Annotated in this window: 12 protein-coding genes and 1 pseudogene; 4 read left to right on the top strand and 9 right to left on the bottom strand. The window is 48.5% G+C overall.

Annotated features, from left to right (window positions below):
- Positions 1-116 precede the first annotated feature (116 nt).
- From P0Y43_RS04675 to P0Y43_RS04665, 4 genes are all read right to left on the bottom strand, one after another.
- On the bottom strand, positions 117-1100 hold the full coding sequence (locus P0Y43_RS04675; protein WP_275635279.1) for an IS5 family transposase: 984 nt from the start codon (positions 1098-1100) through the stop codon (positions 117-119).
- Positions 1101-1155: 55 nt separating this feature from the next.
- Positions 1156-1548, bottom strand: a complete 393-nt coding sequence (locus P0Y43_RS04670) for a hypothetical protein (RefSeq protein WP_275636135.1) — start codon at positions 1546-1548, stop codon at positions 1156-1158.
- 50 nt (positions 1549-1598) lie between these two features.
- Positions 1599-1862, bottom strand: a complete 264-nt coding sequence (locus P0Y43_RS27010; RefSeq protein ID WP_430540220.1) for an antitoxin Xre/MbcA/ParS toxin-binding domain-containing protein — start codon at positions 1860-1862, stop codon at positions 1599-1601.
- A 69-nt stretch (positions 1863-1931) separates the two neighbouring features.
- Complete coding sequence (locus P0Y43_RS04665) at positions 1932-3323, bottom strand: DEAD/DEAH box helicase (protein WP_275636134.1); 1392 nt, start codon at positions 3321-3323, stop codon at positions 1932-1934.
- Between the two features lie 668 nt (positions 3324-3991).
- On the opposite strand from P0Y43_RS04665, the gene P0Y43_RS04660 reads away from it, so the two are divergent.
- Positions 3992-4255 (top strand): helix-turn-helix domain-containing protein, encoded by a 264-nt coding sequence (locus P0Y43_RS04660; RefSeq protein ID WP_275636133.1) that lies wholly within the window; start codon positions 3992-3994, stop codon positions 4253-4255.
- Positions 4256-4283: 28 nt separating this feature from the next.
- On the opposite strand, the gene P0Y43_RS04655 is transcribed toward P0Y43_RS04660, so the two are convergent.
- Entirely contained in the window at positions 4284-7562 is a 3279-nt protein-coding gene (locus tag P0Y43_RS04655) for a metallophosphoesterase (RefSeq protein WP_275636132.1), read from the bottom strand.
- Between the two features lie 270 nt (positions 7563-7832).
- Here P0Y43_RS04655 and P0Y43_RS04650 point away from each other — a divergent pair, with 270 nt between their 5' ends.
- Together P0Y43_RS04650 and P0Y43_RS04645 are read left to right on the top strand one after the other, a co-directional pair.
- Complete coding sequence (locus P0Y43_RS04650) at positions 7833-8327, top strand: hypothetical protein (RefSeq protein WP_275636131.1); 495 nt, start codon at positions 7833-7835, stop codon at positions 8325-8327.
- Between the two features lie 273 nt (positions 8328-8600).
- Positions 8601-11216 carry an AAA family ATPase gene (locus P0Y43_RS04645; protein WP_275636130.1) on the top strand — a complete coding sequence of 872 codons (2616 nt, stop codon included), beginning with the start codon at positions 8601-8603 and terminating at the stop codon, positions 11214-11216.
- A gap of 158 nt (positions 11217-11374) precedes the next feature.
- On the opposite strand, the gene P0Y43_RS04640 is transcribed toward P0Y43_RS04645, so the two are convergent.
- Entirely contained in the window at positions 11375-12220 is an 846-nt protein-coding gene (locus tag P0Y43_RS04640; protein WP_275636129.1) for a deaminase, read from the bottom strand.
- A 62-nt stretch (positions 12221-12282) separates the two neighbouring features.
- Positions 12283-13329, bottom strand: coding sequence for a hypothetical protein (locus P0Y43_RS04635; RefSeq protein WP_275636128.1), 1047 nt, complete (start codon positions 13327-13329; stop codon positions 12283-12285).
- A gap of 209 nt (positions 13330-13538) precedes the next feature.
- Here P0Y43_RS04635 and P0Y43_RS04630 point away from each other — a divergent pair.
- A pseudogene (locus P0Y43_RS04630) lies at positions 13539-13718 on the top strand (DNA-3-methyladenine glycosylase I); the annotation flags it as partial.
- A 678-nt stretch (positions 13719-14396) separates the two neighbouring features.
- Here P0Y43_RS04630 and P0Y43_RS04625 read toward each other — a convergent pair.
- Positions 14397-16352: a hypothetical protein gene (locus P0Y43_RS04625; protein ID WP_275636127.1), complete on the bottom strand. Its 1956-nt coding sequence runs from the start codon at positions 16350-16352 to the stop codon at positions 14397-14399.
- The gene (locus P0Y43_RS04620) at positions 16349-17233 is read right to left on the bottom strand and encodes a TRAFAC clade GTPase domain-containing protein (protein ID WP_275636126.1); all 885 of its coding nucleotides are present in this window, start codon (positions 17231-17233) and stop codon (positions 16349-16351) included. The genes P0Y43_RS04625 and P0Y43_RS04620 overlap by 4 nt, the downstream gene beginning before the upstream one ends.
- Between the last annotated feature and the right edge of the window lies 1 nt (position 17234).

Genomic DNA, 17234 nt, shown 5'->3' with positions numbered 1-17234 from the left:
GGATGCTCCGAACAAGTCACCAGATATCCGCTCCCTGATCGCAGACAGCGTCGGTTCAGCCGGTTTTTCAGCCGCGCATTACACAAAAAACCAGAGACGCCTCTGGTTTTTCTGCATCACAGACGCACCTCTCCCGTCACGCTCAATAGTTGCCGCCGGGCCATCCACAGATTCGACAACGCAAAGAGCGTGGTCAGTTGCGCCGTGTTCTTGGCCAACCCGCGGAAACGAGTTTTCACGTAACCGAACTGCCGCTTGATGACGCGAAATGGGTGTTCGACCTTGGCCCTTGCCTGGGCTTTGACCTTTTCAATCCTGCGCCTGGCCTTGTACAGGGCGCTGCGCTTACTCAATTTCTTGTAAGTACTGCGGCGTGCTGCGATCTGCCAGATCACCTGCCGACCGTCATGTTCAGGCCGCTTCTCTACGCCGGTGTAACCCGCATCAGCACAGACAACATTCTCGTCACCATGCAGCAGATGGGCAACTTCCGTCACGTCAGCCACGTTGGCGGCGGTGCCATGGACATGATGTACCAGACCCGATTCAGCATCGGCTCCGATATGCGCTTTCATGCCGAAGAAGTACTGGTTTCCCTTCTTCGTCTGGTGCATTTCCGGATCGCGTTTGCCCTCCTTGTTCTTGGTCGAACTGGGCGCGTGGATGATCGTGGCATCGACGATTGTGCCCTGGCGCAGCGACAAGCCTTTGTCTCGCAGGTAGGCGTTGATGGTTTCCAGGATGCCTGCCGCCAACTGGTGCTTCTCCAGCAGGTGCCGGAAATTCATGATCGTCGTGTCTTCGGGGATTGGAGCGCTGAGCGTCAGTCGAGCAAACTGGCGCATCGAAGTGATCTCGTACAGCGCTTCTTCCATAGCCGGGTCACTCAGTGAAAACCAGTTTTGCAGTAGATGAATGCGCAGCATGGTTTCCAATGGATAGGGTTTGCGACCGCCACCTGCCTTTGGGTAATGCGGTTCGATCAACGCGACCAGTCCGCTCCACGGCACGACCTGTTCCATCTCGGCCAGGAAACGCTCACGACGGGTTTGCTTGCGCTTACCGGCGTATTCGAAATCGGAAAAGCTCATCTGACTCATGGGGTGGAGGCTTGCTCGGGCGTGAGAGTTGGGCGGAGGGCTATTTCAGCACAGGTCAGACGATCTGCGCTGACTTGATCGGAGAATCCTTAGCTTCTGAAACCGATGCTAACTGGCACCATTGCTCACGTGAAATCCAGTCAGCACTTTGAAAAATCTTACAGCGGAGCACTCCGAGCGCAAGCGCTTTCTGGAGAATGGAGCTTGGAAGGGATTCTGCCGGCAGGAGAAGATCAGTGATGAGATCGAGGGCTTTCTGCGGGTAAGCCTCCAGCTTCCACTCGAAAAGATCATTGTAGATCTGCAATCCGCGAAGATAAGCATCTATCGTGTTATTCGAGTTGGCTAATATCCCAATAGTCGTTGTAGATATGACGTCATGACCCTGAGTGTAGGCATCGTCGATTCGGCCTGGTGTTATTCTGATTTTGGAGAATGGTAGCGACATTTGAATTATCCTTTAAGTTCCACATAAGGCGTTACTTTAGTGGGGGCGCGCTATGTATAAACTCCATATTCGATCCGGATCAAGAGCTCATTAATTACTGAAAAGCCGGCTGGTTCGGCCAGCAGGGTGCAAGGTGGATTGTGCCCAAGGCCGATCGCGGGCTTGATAATCCATGAGTTTGCTAGTTCCTTACTTCCTAGCACATGACAAGCCTTTGTGAATGTATAGTTGAATCTCACCAAATAACCATGATGAGCTGCACTCCAGCATTTGGTTGGTACTGAAGCACAGGGTAGTAATGTATTTGAGTTCATACGTGCTTCTCGTGAAGGACTAAGGTCGTACAACCGATGTTGCTAAGTATCTCGGTGAAGATATTTGGCTCAGTAGACAGATAGGATTTCAGCTCTGAGTCCAGATGCGAGTTCGATCTGATGGAGTCGATCTCTTTCTACCTCGGAGTTGAGTGCTAGATCCCTATGTTCGGCCTTGGATATACGGACAACCATGTCCTCACTAACTTCGTGATCCGGAGTGAAATGAGATAATTCAATCTGCATCGGGTCGACCACGTTAGTGTTGGTGGCAGGAATTAGATCTACCACTGCGTAGTCATCAGGAAGGTCTGTAGCGATCCTATGTGAAAAATGAAGTAGTGATGGTTCAGCTAGGACGTAAAGCCAGGCATGATCATCAAAGCCCCCTGTACGCCGTAGAACACGACCAAGCACTTGCCGATAATGGAGCTCAGTTCTGATTCTGCTCAAATAGCAACAGACTCGAAGTCGTGGTATGTCAGTGCCTTCACTGATCATACCAACGGCAACTATCCAGCGCCCCGTGCCACTTCGGAATGAATCAATAATTGATTGTGCATCTGGAGTCCGGTTCGTAACTACCCGACATTCTTCACCCATGCTTATGAGCACAGCAGCCACTTGATAGGCATGGTGAACATTCGATGCAATGATAAGGCCGCCAGCATTGGGGTCGTCTGGGATAAGGCTATTTAACCGATGGCACCCAAGAGAAAGAATTTCCTTTACTATCTCATCATGGGTAATCAGATCCTCGAAAGTCACAGGTGAGTCTCTCAGCACCTCCGCAATGCTGGAGTAGTCGGAGGTAGACGGTTTGCTTTCGATAAGGCTCTCAACTCGAATGCCGTTTACCTCCATGAGCGCTATTCGTGGGGCGCGGCATACCCCATCATTAATCGCTTCTCGTAGTCCATACCGATAGTCACAAATGAGATGACCTTCTGGGTTTGAGTAACGAGCCAAGACGATAGCCTGTTCATCTGAGCGCCACGGTGTACCTGAAAGTGCAAGTGTGTAAGTAGCCCGATCTTGTATGCGTTGAAGAACAGTCTGCCCCCATGAGTTCCCAAGGGAGTATTCACTTCCCGAGCAATGATGAATTTCGTCAAAAACTGCAAACACCCTATAATCGTCTAAAAGTTTCCAAAATGAATCGCTCTGGAATTCCATGGCTTGATATGTAATTGCTGCGCCAATTGCTCCTAGACGTCCGTCAAAGGGTTTGCCCAAGACTTTGGCAAATGTATTGGCTAATCCGTTGACGATTTGGCAGGATGGGCCAAAGCAAAGTACAAAATCTATTGCATTTTGTGAGAGCAATCGTTTTGCAGTCTCTGCTGCCATTCGGCTTTTACCTGCACCTGGCGTTGCTTGACATAAAAAATGTGGCGAGGCTCTGTAAGTTTCAAGGGCAGCGTCAATACATGAATGCTGCCACGTACGAAGCTTTGTCATTCGTTCACCAATAATTTCAACGTCTTTTCTACTGCTCTCAAATGGCCAAGTAGGCGTGACGATCTATCTCTGGCTGCGACATAATCGTCTTCCACGCGGGCTTTGAGTTGCGGCATTTCGGCTATCAGCTGTTTGAAGCGCTCAGCTTCTCCAACCGATGTGAGCATGTCTAAATGTATCTCTTTCGCTAGCGCCTGAAGCCGCAACACTGGCGTTGAGGTAGATGAATGAGTTGAAAGCTCAGCCGTCAGTTCTCCCGTGGAGGGCTGTGTACGGGACGCATGCCCGTCTATCAGATCAAGGATCAACGAGTCCGGGATTGATCCCACACAATAGAGTTGATCCCGCCGGCGGCGATCGGAATCCAGGCGGACCCAGCCCACGCGCTTCAAGCGTGTGACCTGGTCGTAAATGTATCGCCAAAGCTCGGCCGCAGAAAACCCTACGCAGCCGCTCTGGCTCGCGTATGCATCTCGCAGCTGTCGGATTGTGAAACGTTGCAGATCTCCATCCTGGAGCAGGGCGTATAGGCACCTGTCTAGCTTAAATGTCGCGGGTTTCATACAAGCACCCAGGATTAGTAAAACGGCACAAAATGCGGATTATAATCCGTGGCGCGATGATCAGTAAACGACCGATAGTTTCACCTTGTGTACGACGAGGCGGTTATGCGGCAGGAGATAGCAAAGTCTCTGGGACAAAATATCCGAACACAGAGATTGTTGATTGGGCTGTCCCAAGACGCCCTAGCGCTTGCTTGTGGTATGGATCGCAGCTACATGGGCAGGATCGAAAGAGGTGAGGTCAACCTCACGATTGAGAAACTGTACCGTTTGGCGGAAAACTTGAAATGTCGCCCACATGATCTATTACCAATTCTTGGTTTCAAGCAACCAGGCTCCAAATTAATTAGTAGCTTTAAGAGCGAGTAGATTTTAAGCTGCTCGCTCTTCAGGCCTTTTATTTTAGTAGTAATTGTTTGCCAGAGCGTGACAGGAAGTATGCGGTGTCCGCGTTGGATCGCAAGATGTTTACTTTAAGTAGCTTTCTTTCGAGAGCAATAAGTCTTGAGGCATACCTTTTCTCTTTCTGCTCTTTGTTGTCCAGTCTCCAGTTGAATGAGCTGTGCTTAAATAGAGTGAGTAGGTTTGGGATGTCGTGATTGCTTTCAAATTCATCCCATAGCAGCGAGTGAGCCGAGTCAAAAAGCCCGGAAATTCGCTGTCCAAATAAGTATTGGTACGCTTTAATGAGGTTTGCCAAGATTTCCGCTGGTAATGATTCACCACGGTTTGTGTAAATTCTAGCGAGATGGATGGCTGCGCGCGCGGAGTTATAAAAGTCTTGCTCTTCTTCGGCCGTCTCTCTGACTTCAACTAGAGAGGCTTCAAGCTTTGCAGAGTCAGGAGCGGAGCTCGCTAATGATAAGACAATGTTATTGGCCGCTACATTCGCACCTTTTTTTCGTGCGTCACGCTCAATCTTGGCCAGTTTAGAGTGGAGGTTCTCAGCCGCCTCGATTTCTAAGATTAAGGTTTGTGCTTGCAGAGCGTGATGTGAGTGCTTGCCTATTCTTAAGATTTCACGAGCCATAACGAGAGCTTCATCAGGGTCACTGTCCTCTAAGCAAAATGCGTGATTGAGCAGTACAGACATTTTGTCATTATTTGACCAGTTGAGATGCTGTAGCCTTTCGTAAATTTGAACTGCTTCAGATCCATCTCCTGTCATTCTGAGCGAATTTGCTAGGGTGAGTTCAAAGTACCCTTTCTCTTCTTTATCCACTTCCGGCGGAAGGATCATCAATATTTCTTTGCAGACTGATACTACGTCGCGGTAGTGCTTGTGAGAATAACCATACTGACAGAAAGAGCGGCAGACCAATATAGCTTGTCTGATAGAGTGCTTGTTCCTAGATGCAGTGGCGGTTGCTAGGAGTCTAAGGGTTAGTACTCCGGCATTTGTCATTATCGAAGCATCATCGGATTTTGGATCATCTAAATATGCGCGAAGTCTAGCGGTACCGGCCCTCCAGTTCTCACCGAAATAGAGGGTTATTGCACGAGCAGTAAGGTTCTCCAATTCGGGGCTGGGCACGAGGCTAATGACGTGATCTCGTACTTGTCTAGGTGTATATAGTATTTTAAAGTTTTCTTTGTTAGATCGATTTCTAGTCATTAACGCGGAAGCAACCCGGACCCCGATTAGGTTTAGTTCGAGTAACTCTTCTGCGTGCTCTGAGCGAAGGGTGCAGCGCGGGATAAGGTATTTTATTCTCTGTAGAACTTCACCGCTTGGGAATGTTGACAGTAACTTGAGGAGTGCCCAAGTTCTTTTCGAATGGTCATCCTTTGAGTGGCGCAGTTTATCGACGGCCTGGGTTAGAGAGTGCGGTATGGTCTCTGTCGACAGTCCAGAGTTTTGTATGTCGGTGATCATCTCGCTGGTAAGATCTGACAAACTGACCACGCGCAATTGTTTGATGGCGCGATCAATTTTTCCTGGTACTCCCTCAGTGTGTCGGTAAATATCGCTTACAGCACTTTTTGTAAGCAGTTCATGTCCGACATCTGGGTGAGCTACTAAATACGCTCTAGTGTCAGGTTCATCAAGAGGTGCTAAGCGTATACATGTGCCGACAAGCAGCTTGGGTGTTGATCTGCTAACGATGAATACCGAAACTTCAGTACAAAAATCAGTAACCAACTCTGCCAGCTTCATTGCATCACTAACTAGCCCGCTATTGTCAGCTACTACTGGTGCTTCATCAAGAATGAGTATCGACGCGCCATTGGAGGCCAGGGCTTTACAGTATTCGGTGAATGAGCACCCTGTACGAGAAGAGAAATCCGAGAAGAACTCTTCGCGCGAGGAGTAGCTTCCAAGGTCTACTTTAAATAAAGGTAGATTGTTTTTTCCTAGTCGATCAAGCACGGAGGATAAGAAGCAATCAGTGCCGAGCCCCCAATCGGACACCACCCAAGAGATTCTTTTTGACTCAAGTTCAAAACAACATGTTTGTTGCTCAAGCCCTCGAATTGCGGTGTGCGAGGGAGGGGTAATAATTCGGTGGATAGTGCTTTCGAGTATCTGCAGCACCGGTATAATTCGCTCCGCCGAGGGAGATGCAAGATTTGGCAATACACCGGGTGAAGTGGTAACAGTCTTCGATTCAACAGCTTTATCTCGGATACTCAGTCTTTCAGTTAGGAATTCTTTTCCTTTCTGAAGTGGTAAGTCGTAGTCCGGTATGAACTTTCTAGAATTATCTTTGCCTACATGAGATTTTCTAGGCCAAAGCTTCCACGAGCCTCCAGCATCATCGAGTTCGATCACGCCAATCGAGTAGCCATGTGCGCGACTCAAAGTTTCTGAATCATCTACATATGCGAGTCCAAATAGTGAGGCGGCGGGGACTTGCTTGCGGACCATGCCTGCACGGGATATCGTCACGTTATCTGGGTCATGGACGTGACCAAATAGATGAGCGGTGAAGCGATTGGGGTGATAAATGTGCTCTTCGAAATGAGCTACATCTTTGAGCCAAGCAGATGGGTGGTGGGTAATTAGGAAATTGATATCATGCTGTAAGCACCACTCTTGTGGTGAGTCGTTGGTAATTGCTAGTACTTGTTTGACGTTCAGATCAAGCTTGCCCTCGTAATCATCTCCTGTGAGTTGAAGGAAAGCACTGTTCAGACCTACTAGCCCAACTTTAATACCATTCAATTCAATGGTGGCGGATTTGTCGCCGGGTATGAAGCCTGTAGTGTGAGGCCCAATATTTATTGTTGGGTGGTTGTCTAGGCTTTGCTGCCAAGCTATATAGTTATCAAAGGCTCCACAAACATGAGGGTAGTAGTGTGTGTCTTTTTTCCAAAAGGCTTCTCTGACCTTGGATTTATCCCACCACTCTTTCAATACTTCCCCGGCAGGGCTCTCATCAGGTCTGGACAAATCGTGGTTGCCAGGAACGGTAAATAGGATCGGTTGACTACCGGCGGCTAACAATACCTCCCAAATTTCCTCGAGGATTGTTGTTAGCTCATTAAACTCTTGTGTCGATCCCCGCTGTGTCAGGTCGCCTGAGAAGATTACTGCGTCTATGCTGCCGGTTTCTTGAAGCAGAGCCTCTAGGTCTTCAAGGAAGACGCTTTTAAAATTTGGCCATAGCCACGATTGATTATTTTGGCCTACATGTAAGTCGCTCAAGTGAAGCCATGTAAATTTCTTGCTCATTGCGCGGGGGTCCTTGGTGTGTGGCTCAATTGCGCATCAGCGCGAGAGCGTTCTTTGTTTCCATGAAAGAAGGACTAGCTTGGGGGTGTCAATGTGATATCATTGAGTATAAGTCGATTTCATGTCAAGAGGGGCGTGATGAATCGATGGTGGCCTAGAAGAATTAGTCGAAGGGCTTTGAAATTATATGCAGCAGTTTGGTTCGATGAGTTGAGCCAGACGCACAACCAATCCACTATTTTATCAACACTCATGTTCAGGTAGGGTTGCATGGTTCAAATTGATTGGAATGTAATTGCTACAGGGCTAATCGCTCCCAGTGCTGTGCTGGTCGTTAAGACAATGCTGGACTTTAGTCTTTCGCATTATTTTGTGAAATACTTATATTGGTTACCTGTACGGGGATTTTTCAGAGATAGACCTCCGAAGCTTTCTGGGAAGTGGGAGCAAGTTTGGGAGGCGCCCGGCAGTCCTAATTTTTCTGAAAAAACTGATCGTCATAGCTATACCTCCATTAAGCAGTTCGGGCGTTATATTTATGCAGAGTTTGATGCTAAGGGAAAAAGCTATTGTATTTTTGGTGTGATAAAGAATTCATATATTACTGGTGAGTGGTATGACCGAGACGATCAGCATGCATATTTCGGTACTTTGCAGCTCAAGGTGACTGATAGTGCTCATCTTGAAGGGCTTTATATTGGCCATTCTCATCGCACCAGCTTGGTAGGCAGTGGTGCATGGACTTGGAATAGAGTAAGTAATTAGGGGGTAAGTACGTGGAGGTTTGAAGGTCCATTATGTGAGATTGACGCCAGTTAGAGTATCGCCTGTTCATGCAAGCCGATCGGCTTGTTAATGTCATTTTTCGCGAGCAACGCTGTACGAAGAGAAGGCGCAATCGCTTTGCCTGTTGTCAGCGATGTTGGTACGTGCTTTCACCCATTGTGATCGCCCTGGCTGCTCAGCTAAAAGAACCTTAAGAGGAAATTGTGGCGCGGCAAACTATGCTCATTGGTCTAAGGAACAAGGAGCTCAGGTATGGCAATTTTTGAGGAAGTGCAGGAGTGGGCGGGAAGGTTGCCCCTATGGCGCCAAGATGCCCTGCGACGCATATGTCTTCAGGGAACCTGGACGGAGCAGGACCTGAGTGAAATTCTTGACCTTGCTAAGCAACATCATGGTATACCAAGTGTTCTTCAACCACCGCCTCGGCCGATTAGGTTTGGCGCGGAGCATTTCCCCGCCGAAGCGAGCCAAGGTCACACGGTAACGCTGCGCGCGCTTCATTCTCTGACAAATGTTGGCAAGATTCCTAGCAACCAGATTTTAGAGTTCCAGTCGCACGGACTCACGATTGTGTACGGTGGTAATGGCGCTGGAAAGTCAGGTTATGCCCGCGTACTGAAACAGGCGTGCCGGGCCCGTAGTCCTGGAGCTGTATACGCCGATGCCTATGCCCCCAATTACCAGCAGCTCATACCAGCGGCTACTATCGACTTCTCGCTTGACGGAGCATTAGAGCATGCGATCTGGAGTGGGCAGCCTGGGGCTGTCCCGCGGACTGAGCTTCGGGGGATTTCAGTTTTCGATGGTGACTGTGCTCGTCATTACCTGCAGTCGCGAGAAGCTGCCTCATTTCAGCCGTCTGCGCTGACCTACTTACAGCAACTGGCGAACGGATTGGCCCAGGCACTGAGGCCTCGGGTTCTGAATGAAATTGCTGGTCTCGCTACAGACGTTACTCCGTTCAACGTCATTCCCGCAGATACCGAAGCAGGCCGGTCGGTACATCCGATTGGACCTACGACAGATCTGACGCGAGCACTTGAATTGTCCGTAATTACGCCAGAGGAGCAGGTAGAACGAACTCATCTTCCTCAAGAGATAAGCGAAGCAGATCCAACCGCTAGGGCGACGAATCTCGACGATGCTGCGACTCGGGTTGACGGGTTGGCCAACGCTATCGCGGCAGTAGCTAGGGTTGTATCCGATGATGTGCTGGATGCCAAACTGGGGATCCATCAAGCTCTTATCGAAGCGGAAGTCGCGGAGCATGCGGCATCAGCCCTTCTGCAGGCAGGGGAAGCGATGCAGCTACTTCCTGGAACAGGTCAGGGACCCTGGGCCGCCCTATTTAATGCTGCACGAGAATACTCTATGGGCTCTGCTTACCCGGGAGTTGATTTCCCAGTTATCAATGACGGTGCTGTCTGTGTACTCTGCCAGCAGGAACTAAACATGGAGGCAAAGGGCCGCTTGCAACGGTTCGATGACTACATCCGTGATCGTGCGTCCGAAGCTGCTCAAGCTGCTCGAAACGCCTGGCAGCAGGTTGTCCGAGATGTTGGCCAAGCTACCGTTACTTTTGTCGTCGCTCCAAACATGCAGGAGAGTTTGCGAGCCAGAGTGGCAGCGCTCCCGGACCATATTCAGGTTTATCAAGAAGACTTGATCGTTCGGCTTCAGTGGCTCAGAACAGCTGTGGCTGAGGGCACATGGCTGGACCGACCTGGATTTCGAGGCCCAGACCCGACCCCTTCGTTACATCAAATTGCGGAAGCCCTGCGCTCCGAAGCGGCTCGTATGCGCGCAAGCATGGATGCTGAAACCCTAGAGGCCAAAAAGCACCGCCTAAAAGAGCTCGAAGCTAGGCAGCTCCTTTCGGAGCACGTTCAAGCCATAGCGAGGAGCATCGATAACTTGTCTCTCAGGGATAAGCTACAGTGCTGTGCTGATGATATTGCTTCAACACGCCCAATAACTACTTTTGCAAGTCAGTTGGGAAGAGCTCACGTCAGCGACGCACTGGCTGGTCGTATGAATGAAGAGCTTAGTATGTTGAATATTAGTTATATCCAGGCCGGCATACATTCTCAAGGGGACGCCGGATCAGTTCGACTGGGCATCCAGCTCCAGGGTTGCCGGCTTGGCCCGCACCAGATTCTCAGTGAAGCTGAGCAGCGTATGTGCTCGCTCGCTTTCTTCTTTGCAGAGCTCCACCAGGCTGGATCGACATCAGGTATCGTTTTCGACGATCCAGTTTCAAGCCTTGATCACAGCCATCGTACCGCTGTTGCGCGTCGAATAGTCGAGGAGTCCTTTGATCGGCAAGTTGTCGTTTTCACCCACGACGCTGTGTTTTTTGGGGAGTTGCTGACGCTTAGCCAAGATGCTGATCAGACCCCCGAAGTCAGGTCGATTAGCTATCGAGCAGAAGGTCCGGGTTACGTCGATGCGGGTTTACCTTACGACATGCGCCGGCACGCGGAACGAATTCAGCAGCACCGTACGACTCAGCAACAACTTGCAGCGAGTTTTAACAATCCTCCAGGAGAGGACGAGCGTCGCGCAGTCCGTAATGCCTACGATGACTTGCGCGTAACGATTGAGGTTGGCATTGAGGACACGTTACTCAACGGAACTGTCGTGAGATTTCGTGACGGTATCTCAGTTGGCCGGCTCGATGGTGTAATGGTTGTACAGGAGCAGGATTTTCGTGAGGTGCAACGTCTGCATGATCGCTGCTGCCGCAATGTAAGCGCACACTCCCATGCAGCGGGTCAGCAGAGGGCGATTACTCAACCAGATGAGCTACTTCGGGATATAGAAGCAGTCAATGCCTTGTTTCTAAGTATTCGAAGACGTAGGAACTGAGTCTCAGAAGCTCTGGGTCGATCCACTTTGATATACCCATTTAGGCTTGTTTTTAAAGGGCCTAAATGGGTGTATAGAAAAATCGCTACGCTGGACTGCAGGGATTCTTTCCAATTGAATGATTGTCCAGCTACGTCCTGCCCGTATATAAATGGAGTTCAGGGGGTTTTTTGAGGTGGGATCTGTGGGTTACAGGGTTCGAGTACCCGGACAATGTAATCAAACTGAACAAAATAGTCATTTGATCCGTAGTCAGGTCCACTCTGAATGCATTTGGGTTTCACGAGTACACAGGCAGCGGGGCCCCAAAAAATTCCAATTTCGCCAACTTTAACATTAACCGAATGGCTGAACTCGAAGGCTGTTGGATCATCGACCTCATCGAAATCACTGGCGAACCTTGCCAAAGCAACCCGTACAGGCCTATTCGCATATGCGTGTGCGCTACCTACCCCCGCCACTGTCCAACAGATGTCCATTCCCCGAAAGTCATCTGGGGCAAACTGAACATGAAATGTTGCTTTGTCACGATGATTGATCTTGGCTCCGCCGCTTGGCCCAATACCTTTCGCAAAAAAACTCATGAATCGCTGATTTATATTGTCAATTTCGTCTCGGAGGTCTTTTGGGAAATCGCGAAGCCAAATGCCAGCATCTCTTAAATTTTTCCAGCCTCGGCGATTTACATTCGGGTTAGGGTCGTAGCGGCCAATCACAACTTCACGTATTTTACTTTCGATAATAAGGTCCGCGCATGATTTTTTCCCCTGGTTTTCACTTAGAGTAACGCACGGTTCCAAAGTTGTATAAAGTGTGGCTTTTCGTAAATCCAATCCCTGGGCTCTTGCTGATTCGATTGCCTCGCGCTCTGCGTGCTTTCCACGTTGTCTATAGCCGGTTGCAACGACTTTTCCATTAATGACAATTACTGCGCCGACTTTAACTTTTTCTCCGCTTTTACTCATTTCAAGTAAGGCGTGGCGCATGTGCTCAGTTTCATCCATGTTTGATGTCATTTGGTGGCTCGATTTTATTGTGATGTGCTTTATGTTTTTCAAACATTTATTCAAATGTTGAAGCCGTCAGGATAGCTACTTGCATGCGCGTCCATGGCTTGGTGGAAAATTGTAGCATCTTTCGTTCTTGCAAATTCCATCATAGCTTCTTGAAACTTGGTGCTGGCTTCTTCTGGAGGGCGCTGCGAGACTAGAGTTGCCTTGTTTTTTTTGTCGATGTCAAATGCTAACTCAACCGCGTAATAAAGAGAGAATTTCTCAACTCCTCGGCCGTCGCCACAAATTGCACCTATTGCCCAGTGATGAACTAGATAGTTATCGAGAGTGCTTTTGTCGAGATCTGCTTTGGCTAAAGTTTGATTTTTGACAAGTAGCTCTATGTGTGTGAGGGCGTCAAATAATAATGGTAATTTTTTCGCGTCTTGGGCTGAGGCTCTAAGTCGCTTAACTTTAGATACGTTGCTGGGGTCTGGAAATTTGGTCAAAAACTCAGGAACAAGCGACTCGAGAGTGCTAGTGTAAATAAGGACCTGTCGTAATCCATTTGAGTTTTCCTGGGAGGAATAGAGATTCTCTCTTAGATCGTCTTTGTTATAAAGATTTCGGGTCCAGTGAGTTCTTGTGGCTGGTTGGAATAACATTCTAATTCTGGACTTTCTAAAGCTGGCAAGACTATTGAATATGGTTGGTTTTTCATCTTTGAATGATGGTTCCCCAACATTTCTGAATTCGTCATAGCATAGCTGTCGCTGCAAGAGATCGGTTGGCTTTCCAGATTTATCAACTCTCAATGAAAGCATTCCACTTATCGGGTTGTCATCCTTCGACTCGATGGTTAGATTCTTCAGGTTGAACGCCGATCTAAGCCTTACCTCAATAATTCCTTTTTTTCCATCCTTGCTTTTTTCTTTGTATGTAAGCCAAGACATAACAATAATTATTAGTGTCAATGCTCCTGCGGAGAATGTCGTTGGCAGGTGAGCAGCACTGGAAACGGTTTTTTCGGGAAGCTTTGACCATGCGGTATAAACGAAGTGAAAAATGCCGATAAGCCCCGCTACAACTGGAAAAATGAAATATTGGAAAAATGTTTTCATAACTATCCGTAGTCAATGGTCCGCAAGGTTGGAGGTAATTTCTGGGTGTTGTCGCTTGTGTTGTTTAAGGTTCAATTTTTCTCAGCTTGGGTGACTGAGGTCGTGTATCCACTTGGGAGCGACTCACTGTTTGTTCAGACCGATATCTTCGGAGTTTAAAATACCTTCATTATCAACAAATTTTGCTGACATTGTAAATAACCTGGACCACCTTCATCCCCACCGAGGACATGGCGGCAGCGTTGATCGCGCAGAAGGTGATCGACAAGCAGCCGACCAGCCAGCGTGACCTGGCGCTGGTGCAGCAGGCGTTCAATCAATGGCATGAAGAGAGCGGTCGACCGCTGTGCCAGCTGTCGGTGATGCTGGCGCATACCGTCAACCATTGAGCCCTGTGTGGCCCTTTTCGCGGGCGGTGCGGCGTTCCGACAATCCTGCTCCTACAGGAAATCTCATAATGATTACTCTTGCCATTGATTGGAATGTTATAGCTACGGGGCTGATAGCGCCTGGTGCCGTGCTTTGTGTTAAGACTCTACTTGACTTCAGTTTGTCTCACTATTTCGTGAAGTATTTGCATTGGTTGCCAGTTCGAGGTTTTTTTAGGGATAGGCCACCTAAACTAGCGGGTAAGTGGGAGCAAGTGTGGGAGGCGCCAGGAAGCCCAAATTTTACCGAGGTCATGGATCGGCATAGCTATACGCACATAAAACAATTTGGAAGATACGTATATGCAGAGTTTGACGCTAAAGGAAAAAATTACTGCGTCTTTGGTGTTGTAAAGAATTCTTACATCACTGGAGAGTGGTACGATCGGGATGATCATCACGCGTATTTTGGAACGTTGCAGCTAAAGATCGTTGATGCCAGCCATCTCGATGGCCTATACATTGGCCACTCCCATCGAACAAGTTTGGTCGCGAGCGGTGCGTGGGTCTGGCGGCGTGTGAATAGATGATTTTGTTGCGGTTGATACGGGCTTCACTTACCCCTTGAACTCGTTTCTCATAAAAATCTGGGGCAGATTAGCTTGTTGTGCTCAACTTGCCCCTTGGCAGTATTTGTTACTAAAGTAAATTGGTGTCTACGAAATGCTCACCACCTGCAGTGTCTGATGCCGTTTCGGCAAGCATTTTTCGAACCTTTTTTCTAAGTGTAAGATTCAGGTAGCTATTTCGTGGCCAGTCGAATTTTATATATGCGTCTACCACGCTTAGCCTGAAGCGCAAGCCAAGATCCCAGCTTTTGAAAAAGTTAACGTCTGCCAAGTGGGGCAGAAGGAAATCTACAGTGCTTCGATTGAGGTCGGAGTCAATTATTCTTGAGTGCAATACATCAAAGAATCGCTCGACAATAAGCAGGCCGGGGCGCTGGCCGGTTTTTAAAGCAAGCACAATAAAGAAGGCGGCAAGATACTCCTCTTTTGGGCTAGGTATGTTTGGATTTAATATTTTAATGCCGCTTATCCATGGGGCGCATCCAGCCCTCTCTACCATTGGTGAGAGCCAGCCCAATCCATTAGCACATTCAAAGATCGCGTCCAAAGTTAATGCTGACTCAAGAACGCTCCCATCAAGCAGGAGTGAATTTCGCTTGAATAGTTCACGCACCCAGACGCTGGTGGTCATCCAGCTTGCCTCTGATAGTTTTCTCAGAACTGCCGCAGCAGTCGCTTTAGGGGTGAGATCAAATAAGGCGGCAGCCAAATTTTCATTTTCGCGAGCCAGAATATTTCCCACTAGAGCGGTAAAAGAATCTGAGGTGCCAACGATAAAAGGCAAGCTGTGAATTAAATCATCATCGCTCAGATGGCTGATGGTTTTTTCTGTAACCAAACTCGGCTTCCTCTTGCAAAGGAATCTTGCAAGATTGCTTGAGGCATTCTCTAGAATCCATATTTGAGAAGAGTTGCTTAATTTTTCGACCAACAGATTTTGTATTGCAGGGGCGAGCTGAGAAGTCGATGTTATAGCGTGGTCGGCAATCTGGATCAGCTCACTGGTGTTTCTAGGGTCTAGGTCGGCAATACGAGCTAGGCCGCTTGCATTCGGCATAGGCAAGGGCAGGGTTTCAAGTCGGCTATCAAGTAAATGCAGTATTAGACCAGGTTGTGCATTTGGGATGACATCGCCATTTACTAGATCTTGTTTTAGTATGCTCGCATCTTCTGTTATAGGAAAAGATTTGGTTAATATTTGCAAAACTTTTTCGCTAGCGCTCTCGGCCGCAGCGTTGTCGAGCAAGCTCAGTTCAACTAGAGGCCTGAAAGATGCTTTTTGTTTCTTGACGTCGGAGCCATACTTCCACAGGAACTTCCGTAGTGGGCCGCGCTGATCTTCATAAATATCTTTCTGGGCGGCACGAACCCAAGGCATTTGTGGGGGCTCTATATTAGTAAGCTCCGCAGTAGATACCAGTAGAGTAGTGATATCTAAGCGTATAGAGTTGCTGCTCGTCGAGCTTCTGGTGAGGGCTGTTTGGAATTTGAAATTGCGCCGTAATCTTGGCCATTGCTGAGACCACACCGAGAATAGTGGTGTCACTAATTCTCCGGGAGTTGCAGTTCTAATGACGGCTTCTTTCTGTCCGTAGAGGTTGAATATAAGATTTGCGGTGAGTCCACTGTCTGGGTAGTCTGATGCTGTGCTGGGTATGTTCAGAGGCATTAAAAATGCTTCTTTATACTTGTCTATATCCATCATGCTCGCTGGACGCCTTGCAAACTCCTTTAGAGCAGAAAGATCATCTAGCAATTCAAGTACCTTAGGATCAAGGAGCAGAGCATGTGTCCAGACACATCCGGGCCTTGGCATCTCTGGCGCGGGCCAGGTACGTAACAGTGCGTATTTTTTCATCGCGGGGAGTGGCAATCCAGTCCAGTATCCGTCGCCACTACCAAAAATTGCACCTGGTGCCAGATCACTGAGTTCTGTTAGAAGTGCGGCATCAAGCCCTAGGGGCAATGAGCTCGCTAGTAGTCTGTGGCCACCGTCGTAACCAAACAAAGCTTGATCAATTTTCATACTTTCGCCGACATCAGCCAAACTAATGGGCTGGTCAAGTCATGCCCATTTTCATCTATTTCCGGTCCAACAATTTGGATTCGCTTGCTTGGGGTAATGTCTGCAATCTCATCCACGGCTTCGTCATTCTCGAGCTCAACGCCTTGGGCAGATACACCATAAACTCTGTGCTCAAACAGTTCGGGGTTTGATCGAAGGAACTGATCGACAAGTGGCATGTTAGCCGTAAGCCACGCGTTTGGTGTCAGTGCTTGATCTTTTGCGAGATCCCAGGCGGAGATCATCAGGGCCAATCTTCTACGGCGATAGGTAAATGGCGGCCGTAGGAAGTCGCTCAAGAGTTGTACAATTTTTACTTGTGCGGGAGCGTATTTGGGCTCCCACTCTAGTTGCTGGACGCTTACGGTTGCTGAGGCTGAATCGGATTCTCCTTGCGCAGAAGCTACTTCTGTCGCTGGGATTCTTGAGTTCAAATCGTTAATTGTTAAGCCATCTTCCTTGGTATTGGCATTTACAAAAAAAAGAACACCATCATCTGCCGTGGCTTGCTCAATAAATTCTGAGCGACACCTGCGCTCTTCCACTTGAAGTTCAAATGTTTCACCTGCCAAGTCTGGAAATAGAGCAGTGCCGCGAGTGCCAGTTTCTCGATCTTTCAAGTGGATAACTACGTCAGTATTACCTACCTGCGACGTTCGAGGCACTTCTTTGAACGTACGCCAAGCATCTGAGATGAGCGTAAGGTAATTCAGGTCGCCCTTGTAGCTATCCATGGTAAGCCTGCAATCTGTTTCAGCCGACTCTATGAGGTGCCAGAGAGCTGCAAGAAAAGTAGTCTTACCGGAAGCAGGTAGCCCCATGATGACGAAATTGGCGTTCAAT

It is taken from the genome of Pseudomonas entomophila (assembly GCF_029193575.1).
GTDB classification, from domain to species: Bacteria; Pseudomonadota; Gammaproteobacteria; order Pseudomonadales; family Pseudomonadaceae; genus Aquipseudomonas; species Aquipseudomonas entomophila_G.
This window is presented reverse-complemented; position numbering and strand designations above follow the sequence as displayed.

Coding starts and splice junctions, on each gene's coding strand:
- P0Y43_RS04670 (WP_275636135.1), bottom strand. CDS start 1,548: ATGTCGCTACCATTCTCCAAAATCAGAATAACACCAGGCCGAATCGAC.
- P0Y43_RS04650 (WP_275636131.1), top strand. CDS start 7,833: ATGGTTCAAATTGATTGGAATGTAATTGCTACAGGGCTAATCGCTCCC.
- P0Y43_RS04645 (WP_275636130.1), top strand. CDS start 8,601: ATGGCAATTTTTGAGGAAGTGCAGGAGTGGGCGGGAAGGTTGCCCCTA.
- P0Y43_RS04660 (WP_275636133.1), top strand. CDS start 3,992: ATGCGGCAGGAGATAGCAAAGTCTCTGGGACAAAATATCCGAACACAG.
- P0Y43_RS04655 (WP_275636132.1), bottom strand. CDS start 7,562: ATGAGCAAGAAATTTACATGGCTTCACTTGAGCGACTTACATGTAGGC.
- P0Y43_RS27010 (WP_430540220.1), bottom strand. CDS start 1,862: ATGAACTCAAATACATTACTACCCTGTGCTTCAGTACCAACCAAATGC.
- P0Y43_RS04665 (WP_275636134.1), bottom strand. CDS start 3,323: ATGACAAAGCTTCGTACGTGGCAGCATTCATGTATTGACGCTGCCCTT.
- P0Y43_RS04675 (WP_275635279.1), bottom strand. CDS start 1,100: ATGAGTCAGATGAGCTTTTCCGATTTCGAATACGCCGGTAAGCGCAAG.
- P0Y43_RS04625 (WP_275636127.1), bottom strand. CDS start 16,352: ATGAAAATTGATCAAGCTTTGTTTGGTTACGACGGTGGCCACAGACTA.
- P0Y43_RS04635 (WP_275636128.1), bottom strand. CDS start 13,329: ATGAAAACATTTTTCCAATATTTCATTTTTCCAGTTGTAGCGGGGCTT.
- P0Y43_RS04640 (WP_275636129.1), bottom strand. CDS start 12,220: ATGGATGAAACTGAGCACATGCGCCACGCCTTACTTGAAATGAGTAAA.